This is a genomic window from Qipengyuania pelagi (genome assembly GCF_009827295.1).
Lineage (GTDB): Bacteria > Pseudomonadota > Alphaproteobacteria > Sphingomonadales > Sphingomonadaceae > Qipengyuania > Qipengyuania pelagi.
Genome location: NZ_WTYD01000002.1, coordinates 234,457 through 251,353, shown reverse-complemented (window position 1 = coordinate 251,353; position 16,897 = coordinate 234,457). Strand labels below are relative to the sequence as shown.

The 16,897-nt window shown below is 66.1% G+C and carries 20 protein-coding genes; 13 read left to right on the top strand and 7 right to left on the bottom strand.

Going from position 1 to position 16,897, the window contains the following annotated elements:
* Nucleotides 1-12: 12 nt before the first annotated feature.
* From GRI47_RS11995 to wecB, 4 genes are all read left to right on the top strand, one after another.
* On the top strand, nt 13-513 hold the full coding sequence (locus GRI47_RS11995; RefSeq protein WP_237452783.1) for a disulfide bond formation protein B: 501 nt from the start codon (nt 13-15) through the stop codon (nt 511-513).
* The gene (locus tag GRI47_RS11990) at nt 500-1,048 is read left to right on the top strand and encodes a demethoxyubiquinone hydroxylase family protein (RefSeq protein WP_160661616.1); all 549 of its coding nucleotides are present in this window, start codon (nt 500-502) and stop codon (nt 1,046-1,048) included. Before GRI47_RS11995 ends, GRI47_RS11990 begins: the two co-directional genes overlap by 14 nt.
* 92 nt (nt 1,049-1,140) lie before the next feature.
* The gene (locus GRI47_RS11985) at nt 1,141-1,704 is read left to right on the top strand and encodes a hypothetical protein (RefSeq protein WP_160661615.1); all 564 of its coding nucleotides are present in this window, start codon (nt 1,141-1,143) and stop codon (nt 1,702-1,704) included.
* Nucleotides 1,705-1,778: 74 nt separating this feature from the next.
* Entirely contained in the window at nt 1,779-2,894 is a 1,116-nt protein-coding gene (gene wecB / locus GRI47_RS11980; RefSeq protein WP_160661614.1) for a non-hydrolyzing UDP-N-acetylglucosamine 2-epimerase, read from the top strand.
* Nucleotides 2,895-2,903: 9 nt separating this feature from the next.
* Here wecB and GRI47_RS11975 read toward each other — a convergent pair whose 3' ends face one another.
* Nucleotides 2,904-3,905 (bottom strand): NAD-dependent epimerase/dehydratase family protein, encoded by a 1,002-nt coding sequence (locus tag GRI47_RS11975; RefSeq protein ID WP_160661613.1) that lies wholly within the window; start codon nt 3,903-3,905, stop codon nt 2,904-2,906.
* Nucleotides 3,906-4,015: 110 nt separating this feature from the next.
* Between GRI47_RS11975 and wecC the strand changes: the two genes are divergently transcribed.
* Nucleotides 4,016-5,275: a UDP-N-acetyl-D-mannosamine dehydrogenase gene (gene wecC / locus GRI47_RS11970; RefSeq protein ID WP_160661612.1), complete on the top strand. Its 1,260-nt coding sequence runs from the start codon at nt 4,016-4,018 to the stop codon at nt 5,273-5,275.
* A gap of 32 nt (nt 5,276-5,307) precedes the next feature.
* On the opposite strand, the gene fabI is transcribed toward wecC, so the two are convergent.
* From fabI to GRI47_RS11955, 3 genes are read right to left on the bottom strand one after another with little or no spacing between them, the layout of a single operon-like run.
* On the bottom strand, nt 5,308-6,135 hold the full coding sequence (gene fabI, locus GRI47_RS11965) for an enoyl-ACP reductase FabI (protein WP_160661611.1): 828 nt from the start codon (nt 6,133-6,135) through the stop codon (nt 5,308-5,310).
* Nucleotides 6,132-7,166: a YihY/virulence factor BrkB family protein gene (locus GRI47_RS11960; protein ID WP_160661610.1), complete on the bottom strand. Its 1,035-nt coding sequence runs from the start codon at nt 7,164-7,166 to the stop codon at nt 6,132-6,134. Before GRI47_RS11960 ends, fabI begins: the two co-directional genes overlap by 4 nt.
* Before the next feature lie 3 nt (nt 7,167-7,169).
* Nucleotides 7,170-8,147: a DnaJ C-terminal domain-containing protein gene (locus GRI47_RS11955; protein ID WP_160661609.1), complete on the bottom strand. Its 978-nt coding sequence runs from the start codon at nt 8,145-8,147 to the stop codon at nt 7,170-7,172.
* Nucleotides 8,148-8,265: 118 nt separating this feature from the next.
* Here GRI47_RS11955 and pdxH point away from each other — a divergent pair, with 118 nt between their 5' ends.
* From pdxH to GRI47_RS11940, 3 genes are read left to right on the top strand one after another with little or no spacing between them, the layout of a single operon-like run.
* Complete coding sequence (gene pdxH, locus GRI47_RS11950) at nt 8,266-8,874, top strand: pyridoxamine 5'-phosphate oxidase (protein ID WP_160661608.1); 609 nt, start codon at nt 8,266-8,268, stop codon at nt 8,872-8,874.
* On the top strand, nt 8,871-9,818 hold the full coding sequence (locus GRI47_RS11945) for a cation diffusion facilitator family transporter (RefSeq protein WP_160661607.1): 948 nt from the start codon (nt 8,871-8,873) through the stop codon (nt 9,816-9,818). The genes pdxH and GRI47_RS11945 overlap by 4 nt, the downstream gene beginning before the upstream one ends.
* The gene (locus GRI47_RS11940; protein ID WP_160661606.1) at nt 9,815-10,615 is read left to right on the top strand and encodes a PhzF family phenazine biosynthesis protein; all 801 of its coding nucleotides are present in this window, start codon (nt 9,815-9,817) and stop codon (nt 10,613-10,615) included. Before GRI47_RS11945 ends, GRI47_RS11940 begins: the two co-directional genes overlap by 4 nt.
* A gap of 3 nt (nt 10,616-10,618) precedes the next feature.
* Here GRI47_RS11940 and GRI47_RS11935 read toward each other — a convergent pair whose 3' ends face one another.
* Entirely contained in the window at nt 10,619-11,731 is a 1,113-nt protein-coding gene (locus GRI47_RS11935; protein ID WP_419956998.1) for a serine hydrolase domain-containing protein, read from the bottom strand.
* A gap of 65 nt (nt 11,732-11,796) precedes the next feature.
* Between GRI47_RS11935 and GRI47_RS11930 the strand changes: the two genes are divergently transcribed.
* A complete protein-coding gene (locus GRI47_RS11930) occupies nt 11,797-12,153 on the top strand; it encodes a hypothetical protein (RefSeq protein ID WP_160661604.1) in 357 nt (118 codons plus the stop codon).
* On the opposite strand, the gene GRI47_RS11925 is transcribed toward GRI47_RS11930, so the two are convergent.
* Both GRI47_RS11925 and mnmA read right to left on the bottom strand, forming a co-directional pair.
* On the bottom strand, nt 12,120-13,073 hold the full coding sequence (locus GRI47_RS11925; protein ID WP_160661603.1) for a hypothetical protein: 954 nt from the start codon (nt 13,071-13,073) through the stop codon (nt 12,120-12,122). The genes GRI47_RS11930 and GRI47_RS11925 overlap by 34 nt on opposite strands.
* On the bottom strand, nt 13,070-14,260 hold the full coding sequence (gene mnmA, locus GRI47_RS11920; RefSeq protein ID WP_160661602.1) for a tRNA 2-thiouridine(34) synthase MnmA: 1,191 nt from the start codon (nt 14,258-14,260) through the stop codon (nt 13,070-13,072). Before mnmA ends, GRI47_RS11925 begins: the two co-directional genes overlap by 4 nt.
* A gap of 137 nt (nt 14,261-14,397) precedes the next feature.
* Here mnmA and GRI47_RS11915 point away from each other — a divergent pair, with 137 nt between their 5' ends.
* The 4 genes from GRI47_RS11915 (at nt 14,398) to GRI47_RS11900 (ending at nt 16,888) form a co-directional block, all read left to right on the top strand.
* Nucleotides 14,398-14,733, top strand: coding sequence for a hypothetical protein (locus tag GRI47_RS11915; protein ID WP_160661601.1), 336 nt, complete (start codon nt 14,398-14,400; stop codon nt 14,731-14,733).
* Nucleotides 14,730-15,029, top strand: coding sequence for a CtrA inhibitor SciP (gene sciP / locus GRI47_RS11910; protein WP_160661600.1), 300 nt, complete (start codon nt 14,730-14,732; stop codon nt 15,027-15,029). The genes GRI47_RS11915 and sciP overlap by 4 nt, the downstream gene beginning before the upstream one ends.
* A 123-nt stretch (nt 15,030-15,152) precedes the next feature.
* Nucleotides 15,153-15,419: a GlsB/YeaQ/YmgE family stress response membrane protein gene (locus tag GRI47_RS11905; RefSeq protein ID WP_160661599.1), complete on the top strand. Its 267-nt coding sequence runs from the start codon at nt 15,153-15,155 to the stop codon at nt 15,417-15,419.
* A 263-nt stretch (nt 15,420-15,682) separates the two neighbouring features.
* A complete protein-coding gene (locus GRI47_RS11900; RefSeq protein ID WP_160661598.1) occupies nt 15,683-16,888 on the top strand; it encodes an efflux RND transporter periplasmic adaptor subunit in 1,206 nt (401 codons plus the stop codon).
* The last annotated feature ends 9 nt before the right edge of the window (nt 16,889-16,897 follow it).

The following is a 16,897-nucleotide window of genomic DNA, read 5'->3' as shown; positions in this document are numbered from 1 at the left end:
ATGGCGCCAAGCATGACAGCGCCGGTCCGCCCCGTGCCCGGCCGGGTGAAGCTGGCCCAGCTGCTCGCGCTGGCGGTCCCGGCGCTGTTGCTGGGCGGGGCCTATATTTCGGAATATGTCTTCGGGATGCATCCGTGCGAGATGTGCTGGTGGCAACGCTGGCCCCATTTCGCGGCGATCGCGCTGGCGCTCCTGTCCTTCGCTGTGCCCTTGCGCAAGCTTCTGACCGGGCTCGCCGCGCTCGCCATTCTGGTCTCGGGCCTGATCGGCCTGTTCCATGCGGGCGTCGAGTACAAATGGTGGGAGGGAATCACCGGCTGTGCCACCATCGCCGCCAGCGAGGGCACAAGCGCGCTCGACGCGATCATGAACGCGCCGATGATCCGCTGCGACGAGGCGCCGTGGGACCTGTTCGGTATCTCGCTCGCGGGCTGGAACTTCCTCATCTCGACCGCGAGCGCGCTCGCAATTCTCGTCCTTCTCGTTCGGAGCGCACGCAATGTCGCACGATAGATCGAAGCATCCCCCGCTGCGCCCCGAGATCGAACGGATGATCCGTGTCGACCAGGCGGGCGAATTCGGCGCCACGCGCATCTACAAGGGCCAGCTCGCCGTGATGGGCAATCGCGGGCCGGATTCGGCGGAAATCGCCGGAATGGCCGAACAGGAAGAGGGGCACCGCGCCCGCTTCGATGCGATGATGGCCGAACGCGGGGTCAGGCCCACCGCGCTGCAACCCTTCTGGTCGATCGCGGGCTATGCGCTCGGCGCGGGCACGGCGCTGCTTGGCCCGGAAGCCGCGATGGCCTGCACCGCCGCGGTCGAGGAAGAGATCGACCGGCATTATTCGCAGCAGCTCGACCGTCTGGCGGAAACCGGCGACGAGCCCGAGCTTTCGGCGATGATCGAGGAGTTCCGCGAGGACGAGCGCGAACATCGCGATGCGGCGCTGGCCGCAGGGGCCGAACGTGCGCCCGCCTATCCGGTGCTGTCGGGGCTGATCAGGCTGGGGTGCCGCGCCGCGATCAGGATTTCCGAGCGCATCTGAGCCGGAACCGCGCCGCCCCTTCGCGCGCTTCATTCGCAGTTCACGGCGCTTCCCCTCTATCGAAGCGCATCTGTTTTGGAGAGACTAACGCCATGATCCGCCGCCTTGCCGCACCCCTTCTGGCCGCCAGTGCCGCATTCGTCGCGCTTCCCGCCGCCGCGCAGGACGAGGCGGGCGACAAGGTCAATATGGTCATCGTCTATGGCGAGGACGCCGCGCCCGAGCCGGTCGGGGACGAGATCGTCGTCGTCGCGCGCCTGCCCGAAGCGGACCGCTTCCGCATTCCCGAGAACCTGCGCTACAGCGACAATCCGGCGAACAATTCCTGGGCCTCGCGCGTCGAACGGCTCGATATCGTCGGCGATTTCGGCATCCTGTCCTGCTCCGCCGCCGGAGCGGGTTCGGAAACCGGCTGTACCCAGGCGATGATCGAAGCTGCCTATGCGGACCGCGCGAACGGCTCCTCGGTGCGCTTCGCCCAGCTGATCGAGGCCGCGCGTCAGGAACGCCTCGCCACGATCGACGAGGATGCCGCTGCCGAGCAGGAGCGGGTCGAGGCGATCGAGGATGCCTATATGGAGCGCCTGCGGCAGGAGCGCGACGCGGAACTGCCGGATGAGGCCGCGACCGATACGTCGCTGCCGCAACCCCAATAGACGAGCGGGGCAGATCGCCGCACAGCGAACGGGGTATTCCGGCCCTTAACCATTGCGCGCTATAGGCACCGGCCATGGCGTCCAAAATCCTCACCGTTTTCGGCACAAGGCCCGAGGCGATCAAGCTTTTCCCGCTGATCCACGTGCTGGAGCGTGACGATCGCTTCGTCTCGCGCACCTGCATTTCGGCGCAGCATCGCGCTATGCTCGATCAGGTTCTGGCGATCGCCAATATCGCACCCGATCACGATCTCGACCTTATGACGCCAGGCCAGACGCTCGACGAGCTGACCGCTCGCGCCCTCACCGGGATCGGCCGGGTCCTCGATATGGAGAAGCCCGACTGGGTCGTGGTCCAGGGCGATACCACTACAGTGATGGCAGGCGCTTTGGCGGCCTATTACCGGCAGATCCCGGTCTGCCATGTCGAGGCGGGCCTGCGATCGGGCGATATCCACCATCCCTGGCCCGAAGAGGTCAATCGCAAGGTCGTCGGCAGCTTCGCCGCCCTCCATTGCGCGCCGACCGAGACGGCGGCCGCCGCGCTCAGGCGCGAGAATGTCGATCCCGCGAGCGTGCACGTCACCGGGAACACGGTGATCGACGCGCTCCACTGGGTGACGACGCGCATCGAGAACGAGCCCGCGCTGGCCTCCGGTCTCGCCGAGCTTGAAAAGCGCTTCGCTGGCAAGCGGATCATCGGCATGACCAGCCATCGGCGCGAGAATTTCGGCGAGGGGATGCGCGGCATCGCCGACGCGGTGAAGCGGATCGCCGCGCGGCCCGATGTGGCGGTGATCTTCCCGGTCCATCTGAATCCCAATGTCCGCGAGGTGATGAATGCGGAGCTTGCGGGGCTGGACAATGTCGCGCTGATCGAACCGCTCGACTATCCCCATTTCGCGCGCCTGCTCGATATTTCGTATCTCATGCTCAGCGACAGCGGCGGCGTGCAGGAAGAGGCGCCCGCGCTCGGCAAGCCGGTCCTCGTCATGCGCGAGACGACCGAGCGGCCCGAGGGTGTCGAGGCGGGCACGGCCCTGCTCGTCGGCACCGATCCCGATCGGATCGTGGCAGAAACCACCCGCCTGCTCGACGATGAAGCCGCCTATGCCGCCATGGCCCGCGCTCACAATCCGTTCGGCGATGGCCAATCGGCGACGCGGATCTGTGATTTGCTGGCGGGCTAGCCGCGAGTCTCACCCCAGCGCGTGGTAGCGCTTGAACCAGTCCACGAAACGCGGAAAACCGTCGGCTGCCGAAACCCTCGGCTCGAAACCCAGATCGTCGCGGATCGGATCGATATCGGCATAGGTCTGGGGCACGTCGCCCGGCTGCATGGGCAACATCTCGATCTCGGCCCTGCGACCGCAGGCCTCCTCGATAATACCGATGACATCCATCAGCTGTTCGGGGCGGTTGTTGCCGATATTGTAGAGCGCGTGGGGCGCGACGCTGCCGCCCGGTTTCGCAGCCCCGTCATCGGCGGGTGGCGCATCGAGGCTGGCGATCACGCCTGCGACGATGTCGTCGATATAGGTGAAGTCCCGCCGCATCCGTCCTTCGTTGAACACCTTGATCGGACGGCCCGACAGGATCGCGTCGGTGAACAGCCACGGCATCATGTCCGGCCGCCCCCATGGGCCATAGACGGTGAAGAAGCGCAGCCCCGTCAGCGGTATGCGATAGAGATGCGCGTAGGTCTCGCTCATCAGTTCGTCTGCCTTCTTGGTCGCGGCATAGAGCGAATAGGGATGATCGACGCGGTCCTCGACACTGAACGGCACCTTGTCGTTGCCGCCATAGACCGAACTGGAGCTGGCATAGACCATATGCGCGATTCCGCGATGGCGCGCGATTTCGAGCAGGTTCAGATGGCCCATCACGTTCGCCTCGACATAGGCGCGCGGATTCTCGAGCGAATAGCGCACGCCCGCCTGCGCGCCGAGATGGACGATCCGGTCGAAGTCCTGATCGGCGAGGTACGATTCGAGAGCGGTGTGATCGGCGAAATCGGCTTCGATCGAGACGAAGCTGTCGCCCGCCGCGTTTTCGACGCGGGCGATGCGGTCACGCTTCAATTGCACAGGGTAATAGGCATTGAAGCTGTCGAGCCCGATGACCCGCTCGCCCCTCGCGCAGAGCTGTTCGGCAACCGCCGCTCCGATGAACCCCGCCGCTCCGGTGACCAGAACCGTCATAATCGCGCCCTTCGAGCCAATCCGGCCTCGCTATGAAAAATCGCTGCGGTTACTGCAATGTTTACCCGCCGGGGGCTAGGGGCGGCGGAAACGGTATGGGAATTTAGACGATGCGCGGTGATACGAAGCCGACAGTGTGCGTGATCGGGCTGGGCTATATCGGCCTGCCCACAGCGGCGATAATCGCGCGGGCGGGCTGCCCGGTCCACGGGGTGGACGTGACGCAGAGCGTGGTCGACACGATCAATCGCGGCGAGATCCATATCGAGGAAGTCGATCTCGACGGTCTGGTGCAGGCCGTGGTTCAGCGCGGAATGCTGAAGGCCTCGACCGAAGTGGCCAGCGCGGACGTGTTCGTTGTCGCCGTGCCCACTCCCTTCGCCAAGGACGGGGCGCACACGCCCGACATTAGCTACGTGCTCGACGCCACGCGCAAACTCGCGCGTGTCCTGAAGAAGGGTGATACGATCATCCTCGAATCGACCTCGCCGGTCGGCACAACCGAACAGATGCGCGACGTTATCGCCGAAGAGCGGCCCGATCTCGCACTGCCGGGCCTTTGCGAAGGCTCGCCCGATGTCTCGATCGCCTATTGCCCCGAACGCGTCCTGCCGGGCCGTATCCTCGAGGAACTGACGCATAACGACCGTTCGATCGGCGGGATTACGCCGCGCTGCGCACGCAAGGCCCTCTCCTTCTACAAGCGGTTCGTGAAGGGCGAATGCGTCGTCACCGATGCGCGCAGCGCGGAGATGACCAAGCTGGTCGAAAACGCCTTTCGCGACGTGAACATCGCCTTCGCCAACGAACTCTCGATGATCGCGGACCGTCAGGGGCTCGACGTCTGGGAAGTGATCCGCCTCGCCAACCGCCATCCGCGCGTGAACATATTGCAGCCGGGCCCCGGCGTCGGCGGCCACTGCATCGCGGTCGACCCCTGGTTCATCGTCCATGGTGCGCCCGAGGAAGCCAAGCTGATCCGCCAGGCGCGCGAGACGAACGACGCGAAGATGCATCACGTCCTCGACCGGGCAAGCGCGCTGATTGCCGAGCATCCGGACGCGAAGATCGGCTGCCTGGGCCTGGCCTTCAAAGCCAATATCGACGATTTCCGCGAAAGCCCGGCGCGCTTCGTCGCTGCCAATTTGGCGCGGGAATACGGCGGCCGCGTTCGGATCGTGGAGCCCTACGCCGCCGAACTACCGAAGGAATTCGATGGCACGGGTGCGCAATTGATCGACATCGATGGTGCGCTGGAAGAATGCGGCGTGCTGATCGTGTTAGTGGACCACGATATGTTCAAGGCAATCCCGCCTGAAGAGCGCGCCGAGGCCGCCGTTTATGATACGCGGGGGATTTGGGCGGCCTGAGCTTCGAGCTCTCTGTCAGGCGAGCGGGTAGTTCACCGATCGAGCGCGATATCCGGCGCATTTTCCTGTTTCATGCCCACCACATGATAGCCTGCGTCCACGTGGTGCGTCTCACCCGTCACGCCCGATGACAGGCGCGAGAGGAAGTAGAGGCCGGCACCGCCGACATCCTCGATCGTCACGTTGCGGCGCAAGGGCGAGTTCAGCTCGTTCCATTTGAGGATGTAGCGGAAATCGCCGATCCCGCTGGCGGCGAGGGTCTTGATGGGCCCCGCGCTGATCGCGTTGACGCGGATGTTCTGCGGGCCGAGATCGTTGGCGAGATACTGGACGCTCGTCTCCAGCGCGGCCTTGGCGACGCCCATGACGTTGTAATGCGGGATCACCTTTTCGGCGCCGTAATAGGTCAGCGTCAGGATCGATCCACCGCCCGTTCCATCCTCCCGGAGGGGCGGCATCATCTCCGCCGCCCGCTTCGCCACCGCGACGAGGCTGTAGGCCGAGATGTTCATGGTCATCAGGAAATTGTCGAGGCTGGTATCGACATATTTGCCGCGCAGCTCGCTCTTGTCGGAAAAGCCGATCGCGTGGACGACGAAATCGATCGTCTCCCAGCGCTGCTTCAGCGTGTCGAAGGCGCGGTCAAGCGCCTCCATGTTCGCCACGTCGCATTCGAAGACGAAATCGCTGCCGAGCTGGGCGGCGAGGGGTTCGACGCGCTTCTTGAGCGCTTCGCCCTGATAGGAGAAGGCCATTTCCGCGCCCTGGTCGGCCAGTTCCTTGGCGATGCCCCAGGCCAGCGACTTGTCGTTGGCGAGGCCCATGATCAGCCCGCGTTTTCCGGCCATCAATCCGCTCATGCTTCGTCCTTCTCCAATTCCCGTTCGTTCGCCATTTCGCGTTCGAGCGCGCGGCGGCGATCATCGTCACTATGCCCAAGGAAATTGATCTCCTCCTCGGGCGTTTCGGCCAGGGCCGCATTCAGTTCGGCCCCGATAACCACTCCAAGCCCGACCAGCCAGAAGAAGAATAGCGCGACCATGATTCCGGCAAGGCTTCCATAGGTCAGATTGTAAGTGAAGAAGCTGCGCAGCACCATCGGCAGCAGGGTCGTCACCGCCACCCACCACAAAGTGGTGAACAGCACGCCCGGCCATTTGGGATAGCGGCGCGAGCGATAGCGGGCGGGCGTCAACGTGAAGAAGATGAGATAGAGCGATCCGAACAGGCCGAAGGCGGGCACGATGCGCGACAGGCGCAGTGCCTGGACCCAGTCGACGAGGTTGGGGAAATAGGCATCGATCACCTGCTGGGCCGCGCCGATCACGAACTGGGCGATCAGCGACAGCATCAGCAGCAACACCGCGCCAAGGATCACCCCGCTCGAAAACAGGCGGTATTTCCAGAACGCATGAGTCAGTTCGGTGCCATAGGCCCGGCGCAATATGTCGCGGATGGTCTCGATCAGGCTGCCGACCGTCCACAGCGCGACGAGCGCGCCCAGCCATAGCAGCCAGCCGCTGCGCGCCTCGATCACGTCGCGCGCGACCGGCTCGATCACGTTTCCGACGACCGGGGGCAGGGCGTAGAGGACGGCGTTGATGCTCGCCGCGCGCTCGCTCTCCTCGCCGATCAGCGAGAACAGGGCCGAGCCGAGGATAAAGAAAGGGAAGATCGAGAACATCGCCAGATAGGCGAGATTGCCCGCATGGATGAAGCCGTCATTGAAGGTGCCGATCGCCGCGCGCTTCGTCACCGCCCAGGCGCGTGTGCCCGGGCCGATCTTGTCGACGACATGCTCCTGCAATTTCTCGGCATATTTGCGCCGCGCTTCCGGCGAAAGGGAGCGGACCTCGCGGTGCTCCGGGGGCGGGAGTTTGGCAGGCGGCAAGAATTAAGCCCCGAGGCCGGCCCGTGGATCGCCCTCGTCCTTCCACCCCTCGAGCCGCTTGGCGAGTTCGCCAAGATCGTCGGGCAGCTGGATTTCGAGCGTGACCAGCTGATCGCCGCGCGCGCCGGATTTGGTGGTGAAGCCCTTGCCCTTCAAACGCAGCTTGGTGCCGCCGCTGGTGCCGGGCTTGATCGTCATCATCACCGGGCCATCGACGGTGGGGACGCGCACCTTGCCGCCATTCACCGCCTCGTCGAGCGTGATCGGGAGGTCGAATTTCACGTCCTCGCCCTCGCGGCGAAACAGTTTGTGGCTCTCGATATCGATCGTCACCAGCCCGTCGCCCGCGCCGCCGGGGCCCTGTTGACCCTTGCCCTTGAGGCGCATCTGCGTGCCGCTCTCGACGCCCTTCGGCAGTTTCAGATCGATCGTCTTGCCATCGGACAGAGTGATGCGCTGCTGCTTCAGGGTCGCGGCATCCACGAAGGGGACGCGCAGGCGATAGGCGATGTCGGCGCCTTTCTGCGGGGGCGGGGCGCGGCGCCCCTGTCCGAAGGGATTCCCGCCGCCCATATTTGGGCCCATATTGGGATTGCCGCGCTGGCGGCCGCCGCCGAACAACCCGTCGAAGATATCGCCGAGATCGACTTCCTCGCCGCCGCCGAAGCCCTGGAAATCCTGCGCGCGAAAGCCGCCGCCCGCATTGGGGTTGAAGCCGCCGCGGCCGCCGCCTCCCATGCCTGCGAACGGATTGGCCGGATTGCCGTCCGCATCGATCTCGCCCCGGTCGAAGCGGGCGCGCTTGTCCTTGTCGGACAGGAGATCGTAGGCGTTGGTGACTTCGGAGAACCGCTCCGCCGCTTTCGGATTGTCCTTATTGCGGTCGGGATGCAGCTCCTTGGCGAGCTTGCGATAGGCGCTCTTGATCTCCGCTTCGGAGGCGGTGCGCGCGACACCGAGGATGGAATAGGGATCGGCCATGCTGTGTCAGCTAGGTGGGGCAGCGCCCGAGGGCAAGCGCGCACCGGTTTTGAAGGGCGGCTTTTCACCTGCGCGCGGTGCCGCTAGGGCGCGGGCATCGCAGCAGGAGGATCGAGCAATGGAACGAGACCGCAGCGCCATTGCGCAGACCGATCCCTTCGCCCTGTTCGAGGAATGGTTCCAGCAAGCGCGGGAATCCGAGCCCAACGATCCCAACGCCATGGCCTTGGCGACCGCGACGCCCGAAGGCGCGCCGTCGGTGCGGATGGTCCTGCTGAAGGATCGCTCGCCGGACGGGTTCACCTTCTACACCAATGCCCAGAGCCGCAAGGGCGAGGAAATCCGCGCCAATATGCAGGCCGCGCTGCTGTTCCACTGGAAGAGCCTGCGCCGCCAGATCCGCATCGAAGGGCCGCTGAGCGAGGTCAGCGCCGAAGAGGCCGACGCCTATTTCCATTCCCGCCCGCGCGATTCGCAGATCGGTTCGGCGGCGAGCGACCAGTCGCGCCCGCTGCCCGATCGCCAGACCTATCTCGACCGGATCGAGGAGCTGGCGCGCCTTTATCCCGAAGGCGATGTGCCGCGCCCCGCGCATTGGACCGGCTTTCGCCTGCGCCCGCGCCGGATCGAATTCTGGCTCGACCGTCCCAACCGCCTCCATGACCGCCGCCTGTTCCAACGCGTCGACCCGCACGCGGACTGGGCCGACACGCTGCTCTATCCGTGAGGCAGAACACCCCGCCCGATCGCGCGCTCCTGACGCGCAGTGCCGCCGCCGCCTCGATCACGGTTGCGCTGCTTCTGGTGGCGCTCAAGGCGTGGGCGAGCTGGCGGACGGGTTCGACCGCCATGCTCGGCAGCCTCGCCGATTCGACGCTCGACCTCCTCGCCAGCGGGATCACGCTGTTCGCGGTCTGGTTCGCCAGCAAGCCTGCCGACCACAATCACCGCTTCGGCCACGGCAAGGCGGAGGCGGTGGCTGCGATGGTCCAGGTCATGCTGATCGCGGTGTCGGCGGCTGGCATCGCGCTGCGGGCGGGGGAACATCTGCTCGGCGGGCAGGAGGTCGAGGCGGCGGGTGAAGGCATCGCGGTTTCGGCCATCGCGATTCTGGCGACGTTGGGATTGCTCGCCTGGCAGCGTTACGTGATTTCGCGCACGCGGTCGGTCGCGATTCGCGCCGATTTCGCGCATTACCAGTCGGACCTGCTGCTGAACCTCGCCGTGATCGCGGCCTTGGTGCTCGACACCGTTCTGGGCCTGAGCGGCGCCGATCCCGTCTTCGGCCTGCTGATCGCGGCCTGGCTGGTGCGCAGCGCCTGGCGCGCGGGCAGCGAGGCGATCGAGCATCTCATGGACGCCGAATGGCCCGAGGACAAACGGCGGCGCCTGATCGAGGTGGTGGCGGGCCATCAGGGGTTTTCGCGTCTCCACGATCTCAGGACGCGCACGGCGGGCGATATCGACATCGCGCAATTCCATATCGAGATGGACCCCGACCTGACCGTGCGCGAGGCGCATGACATGCTGGAGCGCGTCGAACACGATCTCGAAGCGGCGTTTCCCGGCCTCGAACTGTTCGTCCATATCGATCCGCGCGGCCAGATCGACGATCCGGGCAACACGCTCGTCGAAGCCAACGAATTCGAGAAACTGGAGAAGCGCCCATGATCCGCCTGCCCTATTGGCATGTCGATGCCTTTGCCGACCGGGCTTTCACGGGCAATCAGGCGGCAGTGATGCCGCTGGACGCATGGCTGGACGACGCGACCCTGCTGTCGATCGCGGAAGAGAACAATTTCGCCGAGACCGCCTTTCTCGTGAAGGACGATACGGGCGAGGCGGACTGGGAATTGCGCTGGTTCACGCCGGCGATGGAAATCCGCCTGTGTGGCCATGCCACGCTGGCGAGCGGCCATGTCCTGCTCGGGCGGGACGGGGGGAATACCGTCACCTTCCGCACCCGCAAGGCGGGCGTGTTGCAAGTCGACCGCAGCGAATCGGGCTATGCGCTCGCCCTGCCCGCGATCCGCACCGAAAAATCCGCGTGGGACGAGGCGGCGGCGCTTCTTGGCGGCCCGGTCGAGGAAGTCTGGCGCAATCCCGATGGGTACGAAGTGTTCCTCTATCCCGACGAGAACGCGATCCGCGCGCTCGATCCCGACTTTCGCGGCCTCAAGGCGCTGGGCACCAATCTCTTCATCTGCACCGCGCCGGGCACTGAGACCGACATAGTCAGCCGCGTCTTCGTGCCCGGCGGCGGGATCGACGAAGATCCGGTCACCGGCGGCGCCCATGCGGTGTTGACGCCGTTCTGGGCCGCACGATTGGGACGCCTCGAACTCACGGCGTTTCAGGCCTCCGCCCGCAGCGGGAAGATGACCTGCCGTTTGGATGGCGACCGTTCCGTTCTGAGCGGCGACTGCGTCACCGTCGTCGAAGGGACCTTCCTGCTGCCACAGGAATAAGGCTCAGCTTTCGGGATAGAGCTCGATCACGTCGGCGGCCTGTTGCAGCATCGCCTTGCGCTGGGCTGCGTCGGAATGGCCGAGCCGGACCATGGTCAGCTTCTTGCTCGGCGATATCAGGACATACTGGCCCATATGGCCGATCATCGCGAACAGCGAACGCGGCGCGCGATCTGGGAAGAGCGGATGCTCGGCCCCGGTCATCCCCTTCACCGGTCGGTTGAGCCAGGTCTGAAAACCGTATTGGGCCGATTCCGGGCTCGGCGTCACCATCTTCTCGACCCATGCGCGCGGGACCAGCTGGGTGCCGCGATACGAGCCCTTGTTGCGCAGAAAATCGCCGAAGCGGGCATAATCGCGCGCCGTCGCGTGCATCAGGCTGCCACCGATCAGCGTGCCCGCCGCGTCGAATTCCGGCACGATCGACGTCAACCCCAGCGGTTCGAACAGCCGCGCCTGGAGATAGGTGGCGACGGCGCGGCGGCGGATATCGGGATCGTCGCTGTCGGTCAGCGCGCGGGCGGCGATATCGGCGAGGATCACGGTGGTATTGCTCGAATATTCGAACTTCGATCCGGGCTCGGCCTCCAGAGGCTGCTCCTCCGCCCAGCGCGCCATGTCGTCGCGCCCGTCGAGGAACAGCATCCTGACCTCGCTCGATTCGGTGGGGACCGGCCCCGCCTCGGTGTGATCGAGGCCCGAGCGCATCTGCAAGAGGTGACGAAGGGTTATCTCGCTGCGCGGATCGCCGGGGCGCTGCCAGCCCGGAACCGGCGCCGGTTCGTCCAGCCTCAGCCGTCCATCGGCTACCAGCATTCCGATCATCACCGCCGTGATCGTCTTCGCCATCGACCAGCTGACGAAGCGCGTGTCCTTGTCGTAACCGGGCGCATAGCGTTCCGCCGCGATCGTGCCGCCATGCATCAGGACGACCGCGCGGGTTTCGCCCAGCCCCTCCATCGTGAACAGATCATCCACCTGCCGGGCGAGCTGGCGGGTCGGCGCACCGGGATTTTCCATGACCGCGCCAAGCGCTTCCTCGCTCAGCGGCGGTTCACCCACCGGCCCGGCATCGCCGCACCCCGCAAGGCCGGAGGCAAGGGTTGTGGCAAGCATGACGGAGGCGATAAGGGGGCGGGGCCGCGAAAACATGCGGCGTCACTCGCACGGAGATTTCCCGCTTGGCAACGCCTAATTCCCCTTCACGCGCCAGCACCCAGAAACGCCGGGCCTGGCCCTGGATCGTGGTGGCGGCGGTCGTGCTGCTGGCGCTGGGATGGTGGTATGCGCGCGACACTTTCAGCGGCGATGCCAAGGCGGGCACGGCCTATGCCGCGCGCGTCGCCTGCTCGTGCCGCCAGGTCGCGGGGCGGACACTGGAGGATTGCGAGAAGGATCTGATCGCGGGGATGGAAATGGTTTCGTTGAGCGAGGACGAGGAGACGCGCAGCGTCACCGCCAGCATCCCCCTGATGGCCAGCGCGACCGCGCGCTACAAACAGGGCTATGGTTGCGTGCTCGATCCCTGGGAGGATTGAGGCGGTTCGAGGCGGCAGTCGAACAGGTTCGGCGGCGGAGGCATGGGCGGGCTTTCGGGGATCGGCGGCGGGCATTGCCGATCGGGCGTCCCCAGGTCACGGCAAGCGCGGCTGGCGGCTTCGCTCTGTCGTGCCGTCAGTCGGCTTTCCCGGCGATATCGCTCGATCCGCGCGCGCTCTTCGGCGCTGCACAGCCGCTTGCGCTTGATCGTGGCGAGCCTGCGCATCTCGGTGACGCCGCAGGCGCGTGCGATACGGGGCGAGGCCGGGACGGGCCGATCCATCGAACAGCCGACGCCGACGAACTGACCCTCCGGCTCGCCGACGCGGATTTCGAATTCGGGCACCGCATCGCGCAGGCCGACGGCGAGATAGCCTTCCGCATCGCGGTGGACGCTTTGTATGCCAAGCACCAGCGGTCCGGGCTTGTCGGACCCCTCGTCCTGGAAGCGCAGGCAACCGTCGACCAGCACGATTCGCCCCGGATAGACGGGCGGTCCTTCGAGCGTGCAGATTGTCATGGCGTCGGCATCGCGGTTCTCCCAGCGCTCTTGCGGGATGCCGCGCACATACCGGCCCACATCCGTCGCGATCGGCTCGGGCGGGAGATGCCCCGCAACGCGGCCCGCCGGACCGGCCTCGGCCAGAACGACCGGTGCGGTGCTGACGGTGCCGTATCCCGATGGTTCGACCGTCATGCCCACCGTCGGGGGCGCGTCGGGCCTAGCGTCGGGCCTGGCGTCGGGCCTCGGGGCGGGTCGGATCAGGTCCGTCACCAGCCGTGGCGGCGGTCCGAACTCGCCGTGCCACCATCGCGCCGGGACGAAATAGAGGACGAACGGCAAAGCGACGAAGGAGACGAGCAGCAACAGCGCCAGCGGCGGAACAGGCTTCCCGCGCGGCGTGGTCGGCTTCTTCACGCAGATTCGGTCGAATCGATCCAGCCGCCGCCGACCACGCGCTCATCGTGATAGAGGACCGCCGCCTGGCCGGGCGCGACTCCGTATTCGGGGCTGGCGAAGCGGATCGTTACGGTCGCATCGTCGCCGAGCGGGCCGTCGAGCGTCACGGGAACGGGCTTGGCGAGGCTGCGGACCTTGGCGGTCAACTGCCCTGACGGGATGGGGCCGATGCGGTTGGTCTCGACGATCCGCGCCGAACCGACCGCGAGCAGGCGCTTCGGCCCGACACGGACCTCGCGGGCGTCCGCATCGATACCGACGACATAGAGCGGTTCGGGCTGACCGCCGATTTCCAAGCCCCGGCGCTGGCCGACCGTGTAATGGACCACGCCCCGGTGCTCGCCCAGCGTCCCGCCCGTTTCGGCGTGGACGATCTTGCCCGCCACGCCGCCTTCGGGGCGCAGCTTCTTGACGATGCTGGCGTAATCGCCGTCGGGCACGAAGCAGATGTCCTGGCTGTCGGGCTTGGCCGCGTTGCGCAGGCCCGCTGCCTCGGCCAGTTCGCGCACTTCCGACTTGGGCAGGCCGCCGAGCGGGAAGCGGAGATAGTCGAGCTGGCTTTCCGTCGTCGCATAGAGGAAATAGGACTGGTCGCGCGCCGGATCGTGCGCGCGGTGCAATTCCGGCCCCGCCTCACCCATCACCCGGCGCACGTAATGGCCGGTGGCGAGGCAGTCCGCGCCAAGCTCGCGCGCCATTGCGAACAGGTCGGTGAATTTCGGCCCCATATTGCAGCGGATACAGGGCACCGGCGTCCGCCCGGCGAGGTATTCGTCGGCGAAGCTTTCGACCACATCCTCGCGAAAGGCGCTTTCGTGATCGTGGACGTAATGCGCGATGCCCAGCCGGTCCGCCACGGCGCGCGCATCGGCGATGTCGTCGCCCGCGCAGCAGGCCCCCTTGCGCCCCGTCGCCGCGCCGTAATCGTAGAGCTGCAAGGTGATCCCGATCACGCGCGCGCCGCTCGCCGCCGCCAGCGCGGCGACGACCGAGCTGTCGACCCCGCCCGACATCGCGACCACGATGGTGCACTCGCTGGCAGCGCGCGGCAGGTCGAACAGGGCGGCAGCGCGTTCGGGCGAGAGCGGGGGCGCAATTTCGCCACTGGCGGGCTCGGTTGGCAGGGCACAGAAGGGGGCGTTCATGACGGACCGGGCCTTACACGCCCGCGCCGATTTGCGAAACCGCCCGCGCGCCGCCTCTTCCGATCGGTTGGGCCGGGGTGCGGGCATCGGGCGATGTTTCACGGATCGTTTACCACGTGGCCCTATACGCTGAGACCATGTTCGAGGGGCACATCAAACATCTGGGGCTGGACAAATCCGACGAATCGTCGGTTTTGCGCCATATGCGCTGGACCGATCTGGTCGCGCGGCTTGAAGCGACTCGCGAATTGCGCGCGGAGCTCAAACGCTCGCACTCGTCCAGTTTCAGCGCGTTCAGCGCCCATCTCGGCGAAGCGCCGGGGGAAGATGAGGGCAACGCTGGAAAAGACCGGACCGGCGAAAACGGCAAACGGGGCATTAACCAGGATGTTTTAAGCCATGGCAAATTCAGCCGGCGTAGACCGGTTGCAGTCGCGAACGACGCGGCGCATGGCGATAGAGACGATACATGATGCAAAACCAGGATATCCGGCCGGCACAGGTCATTGGCCCGCTTGGCGAGCCGCTTACTCTGGCGGATCTTCCCTCGCCCACGACCAAACGCTGGGTCGTGCGGCGCAAGGCCGAAGTCGTCGCGGCGGTCAATGGCGGCCTGCTGACGATCGACGAGGTGCTGGAACGCTATGCCCTCACGCTCGAGGAATTCGCATCGTGGCAGCGCGCGGTCGACCGGTCGGGGATGCAGGGGCTTCGCGTCACGCGCATCCAGCACTATCGCGATCTCTACGAGCGCCAACTGAAATACTGATAGTTTTCCGCCATTTGGCCTTTTGAAGGGTTCCCCGGCACGATTGCCTGGGAACCTTTCGCCGTTTTGGAGCCTGTTCAGACATTGCCCCCGCGCCCCAGCGGAAGGAACAGGAGGACTATTATGGGTTGGATTATCGCTCTTATCGTCGGCGGCGTCGCAGGATGGCTCGCCAGCATGGTCATGAATCGCGATGCCTCGATGGGCATTTTCTGGAACATCGTCGTCGGCTGCATCGGCTCGGTCATCGGCAACGCCATCGCTGGCCCGCTGCTGGGCGTCGGCGGTAGTGTGCAGGAATTCTCGCTGACCGGCCTTCTCATCGCCATCGTCGGCGCGATCGTGCTGCTCGCGATCGTCAATCTGATCCAGCGCGGCCGCGTGCGGTAATCGCACCCGCGCCTTAAGGCCTTATAAAACAGGGCGGCGGTCTTCGCGGACCGCCGCCCTTTTCGTGTGCCCATCGCCCCGTGCCGCTCGCCGTTCGCAGGAGGGGATGGCCCCCCTGTCGAGCATCGCATTGCCCTGCGCACGCCCGCGGAGTACGGCGGCAGGCACTATCGAGGCGGCGCGGCGGGGTTGCGAAGACTTGCGGCTGCTGACTTATCCGTATAACACACCCGCTATCGAAGCGAGGCTGGACGAGCGATCCGATGAATTACGAAACCACCGTGAAGGGCTCCGACAGCCGACCGTATCAGGGCGAGGGCGATGCGCCGCTCGACGATACGATTGTTGACGACACTGCCGACAAGGGAAAGAGCCGGCGCACGCTGATCCTGATCGTCCTGCTGATCCTGGTCGCGATCGCGGGCTTTTTCGCCTGGCGCAGCTTCGGCGCGGACAGCGCGCCGGTGGCGGATCGCGATTCGCAATTGCCGACCGTCACTGTGATCGCGCCCGGCCAGACCACGGTCGAAGGCACGATCACCGCGACGGGTACGCTCGCCGCACGGCGCGAGACCCCGGTCGGCGTGGTCGGCGAAGGGGGCCGGGTGGTCTCCGTCGCGGTCGAAGCGGGCGACTGGGTGCGCCAGGGCCAGGTCCTCGCCACCATCGACCGTTCTGTCCAAAACCAGCAGGTCCGCAGCGGCCGCGCCCAGATCGAGGTCGCGCGCTCGGAAGCCAATCTCGCCCAGGCCAATCTCGATCGCGCGCTCCAACTGGTCGAGCGCGGCTTCGTGTCGAAAGCCGATGTCGACCGCCTGACCGCCACGCGCGACGGCGCGGTGGCGCGTCTCCGCGTCGCCGAAGCGCAGGTGGGCGAATTGCAGGCCCGGAACGACCGGCTGAACATCGTCGCGCCCGCAGCGGGCCTGGTGCTGGATCGCAATGTCGAACCCGGCGCCGTGGTCGGTGCGGGGTCGGGGGCGCTGTTTGTCCTCGCGCGCGGGGGCGAGATGGAAATGCTGGCTTCGGTCGGCGAAACCCAGCTCGCCAGCATCGGTCCGGGTGCCCCGGCCACGGTCACGCCGACCGGCTCGGACCGCTCCTTCACCGGCCGGGTCTGGCAGGTTTCGCCCGTGATCGACGCGCAGAACCGGCAGGGCACGGTGCGCATCGCCCTGTCCTATGCCGAAGGCCTGCGTCCCGGCGGCTTCGCCACCGCCGAATTGCAGAGCGGCACCGTGGTCGCCCCGGTCCTGCCCGAAAGCGCGGTCCTCTCGGATGACGAGGGCGCCTATGTCTATGTCGTCGATTCCGACAATATCGCGCAGATCCGCCGGGTCGAGACCGGCATGGTGACGCCGCAGGGGATCGTCATCGATAGCGGCCTGACCGGGCGCGAACGCATCGTGCTGCGCGCCGGGGGCTTCCTGACCGAGGGCGAAAGCGTTCGCCCGCAGCTGGCGCGCTGATGCCCGGCA

Bases quoted from the DNA above. Each gene is read 5' to 3' on its own strand.
- GRI47_RS11995 (WP_237452783.1), top strand. From the start codon at position 13: ATGACAGCGCCGGTCCGCCCCGTGCCCGGCCGGGTGAAGCTGGCCCAG.
- GRI47_RS11990 (WP_160661616.1), top strand. From the start codon at position 500: ATGTCGCACGATAGATCGAAGCATCCCCCGCTGCGCCCCGAGATCGAA.
- GRI47_RS11985 (WP_160661615.1), top strand. From the start codon at position 1,141: ATGATCCGCCGCCTTGCCGCACCCCTTCTGGCCGCCAGTGCCGCATTC.
- wecB (WP_160661614.1), top strand. From the start codon at position 1,779: ATGGCGTCCAAAATCCTCACCGTTTTCGGCACAAGGCCCGAGGCGATC.
- GRI47_RS11975 (WP_160661613.1), bottom strand. From the start codon at position 3,905: ATGACGGTTCTGGTCACCGGAGCGGCGGGGTTCATCGGAGCGGCGGTT.
- wecC (WP_160661612.1), top strand. From the start codon at position 4,016: ATGCGCGGTGATACGAAGCCGACAGTGTGCGTGATCGGGCTGGGCTAT.
- fabI (WP_160661611.1), bottom strand. From the start codon at position 6,135: ATGAGCGGATTGATGGCCGGAAAACGCGGGCTGATCATGGGCCTCGCC.
- GRI47_RS11955 (WP_160661609.1), bottom strand. From the start codon at position 8,147: ATGGCCGATCCCTATTCCATCCTCGGTGTCGCGCGCACCGCCTCCGAA.
- pdxH (WP_160661608.1), top strand. From the start codon at position 8,266: ATGGAACGAGACCGCAGCGCCATTGCGCAGACCGATCCCTTCGCCCTG.
- GRI47_RS11940 (WP_160661606.1), top strand. From the start codon at position 9,815: ATGATCCGCCTGCCCTATTGGCATGTCGATGCCTTTGCCGACCGGGCT.
- GRI47_RS11935 (WP_419956998.1), bottom strand. From the start codon at position 11,731: ATGCTTGCCACAACCCTTGCCTCCGGCCTTGCGGGGTGCGGCGATGCC.
- mnmA (WP_160661602.1), bottom strand. From the start codon at position 14,260: ATGAACGCCCCCTTCTGTGCCCTGCCAACCGAGCCCGCCAGTGGCGAA.
- GRI47_RS11915 (WP_160661601.1), top strand. From the start codon at position 14,398: ATGTTCGAGGGGCACATCAAACATCTGGGGCTGGACAAATCCGACGAA.
- sciP (WP_160661600.1), top strand. From the start codon at position 14,730: ATGATGCAAAACCAGGATATCCGGCCGGCACAGGTCATTGGCCCGCTT.
- GRI47_RS11905 (WP_160661599.1), top strand. From the start codon at position 15,153: ATGGGTTGGATTATCGCTCTTATCGTCGGCGGCGTCGCAGGATGGCTC.
- GRI47_RS11900 (WP_160661598.1), top strand. From the start codon at position 15,683: ATGAATTACGAAACCACCGTGAAGGGCTCCGACAGCCGACCGTATCAG.